Raw genomic sequence first — 2,440 nt, 5'->3', positions numbered from 1 at the left:
CCGCCGTACGGTCCCGGGGCGGGGGCGTGCGCCTGCGGAGCCGCGTACGGCTGCTGAGGTGCGTAGGGCTGCTGAGGTGCGTAGGGCTGCTGAGGCGCGTACGGCTGCTGCGGCTGGTGGGACTGCTGCTGGTAGGGCCCGGAGGCGGGCTGCTGACCGGCGAACGGATTGCCCTGCCCCGGTTGCCCCGACTGCCCCTGCATCTGCGGCTGGCCGGCGAACGGATTCCCATGCCCCGGAAGCTGCGACCCCGGAGACAGATACCGCACCCTCCCCGTCTCATCCGCAACGGGCGCGAACCCGGCGGCCTGCAGCCGCGCCGCGAACTTGGCGTTCCGCTTCCGCGTGACGACGAACCCGACGACCAGGATCGCCATGAGGAGCACCCACATCCCTATGACGAAGACCACCCCGTCCCCACTGGACCGAGCGACCCCGATGGCCATGCCGACCGTGATCCCGACGGCCCCGAACCCCATCCGCTTCTCGGCGCTCTTGCCGGTGAGATCGAAGTTGATCCGGGCCTTCAGCAACTCCAGCGCATCAGGCACGAAGGGCGGCAGCGACTTCCCGTCCCCGGCTTGCGGATACTGGGCCCAGTTCTGCGCGGCCCGAGTCTGCGCCTGCGGACTGGGATCGGGCACTATGAGCATCCTCAGGCCGTTGTTCCCGGCCTGCCGCACGTCGGCGTACTGATACCCGAACTGCTCCGCGATGAAGGCAAGCCGAGCCAGCTTCTTCACGGACGCCATGCCACTGCTGAGCTCAACAGGCTCCCCACTGGCCATGAGCCGGAACATCTTCTGCAACTGCCGCTGACTCACGCCAACCCTTCCCCGTACCCATCAATGACGCTCCATTTGCACTCGCACCCTATAGGCCACGGGAGTTGGGGCACAGGGGCGGCTGGGGGCTGGTACGGGAAGGCTTCGTAGCGTGCCCGGAGAGGCTCACGCGCAGCCGTAAAGATCCCGCATCCCCAGGAGCAGTACGCGCCCCGCCCGAGCCGCCTCGACCAGATCGGCGGCGGGTTCACTCCGCACGTACACGGCGAGGACGCAATCCTTGGCATCCCAGCCCTGCGCACACAACAGATCCCGGATGTGCTCAAGTCGGCGCAGATCGGCGGCCGTTCGAGGCTTGTTCGTAGCCTTGGCCTCGCCTAGGAGATTGATGCGGGCCCGCTTGTCGCGCGGCCGGGAGGCCCGGCTGAGCGCCACCACGTCGACCTCATGTCCCCTGTGTTCACGGCACGCGACGGTCGTGGTGCCGACCTGACCGATGTCGTCGAGGCCGCGCTCACGCCCGTACCGAAGAGTCCACTGCCGGGTCAGGTCCTCGAAGTGGGGCCCGAGCACCTTCGAAGAGAACGTCTCCCGCGACCGCTCCCAGGCAGCCCGGCCTTCACGCATCTCGAAGTCGACGAGATTCGGCCGCACGATCAGGTCATGGAAGCGGACGATGGGGTCGGCCACGGTGATCAAGGGCTTGCGCTGGAGCAGCAGATCCTGCTCGTACCGAATGAATGCGGCGGCCTTCATGATGTTGAGGTGGTACGTCAGCGACTTGGCGTCCATACCGACCAGCCCCCCGATCTGGGTCGGCGTGGCGGCACCGGACGACACGGCCTCCCAGATGGCGTGGTAGGTGGCGCGATCGCTTATACGCGGATCCTCGGCCAGCAGATACTCGGGCTCGGTGAAGAGAATGTGGGACGGGTTGAACACGCTGCGCGCCAGCCACGCGTAGAACTCCTCGTCCCCTGGACCAGGCGGATCACCGACGACATCGCGGTATCCGGCGGCTCCCCCGAGCACGGCATCGACGAGGAAAGCCGTCTCCGGATCACTGACCCGCCAGTACTCCGCCGCGTCACGAAGGCCGAAGGGCCCGATGCGCATATCGATCACGGCCCGCCCACGCAGCGCCTGGTCCCCGGCGAGCAGGGTCGACATGGTGGAGATCGCCGAGCCGCAGAGGATGATCCGCAGGGCCGGCTTCCCGGACGACGGCCCGCGCTGGTCGTAAAGGGCCTGGAGGGCGGACGGCAGCTCCGAGGAGTGCGCGACGAGGTACGGAAACTCATCGAGAACAAGCAGCGGAGGCACCGCCTGCCCGCGACGGCTCGTAAGGATATCGGCCGCGGTATCCAGGGCCTCCACCCACGATTCGAAGCGCCCGACGCGGAACCCGACCCCCTGGGAAAGACTGTCCGCGAACCGATCCAGCGCCATGGCCCGGCTCTGCTGCAAAGCGAGCGTGTAGACACCGTCGACGGCCCGGCAAAGGTGCTTCAGCAGAAAGGACTTACCGCGCCGACGCCGTCCTCGTACGACCCCAATGCGCAGGCCGGCGGCTGGATCGGTACAGAAACGAGCGAGCTCATCCCATTCGTGGGTCCGGTCGAAGACGGGGGCAGGCTTGGGGATGGGAGCGGGGG

The 2,440-nt window shown here is 67.6% G+C and carries 2 protein-coding genes; both read right to left on the bottom strand.

The features are described from left to right. On the bottom strand, positions 1-824 hold an 824-nt coding region (locus tag G6048_RS47800), incomplete at its 3' end, for a hypothetical protein (RefSeq protein WP_328829138.1). 126 nt (positions 825-950) lie between these two features. Further along, positions 951-2,440 (bottom strand): ATP-binding protein (locus tag G6048_RS47795; RefSeq protein ID WP_206343032.1); only part of this gene is annotated, 1,490 nt, incomplete at its 5' end.

The organism is Streptomyces ureilyticus (genome assembly GCF_011045025.1).
Lineage (GTDB): Bacteria > Actinomycetota > Actinomycetes > Streptomycetales > Streptomycetaceae > Streptomyces > Streptomyces ureilyticus.
Note: the sequence above shows the minus strand (reverse complement) of the source record. Positions and strands in the feature narration are given on the sequence as shown.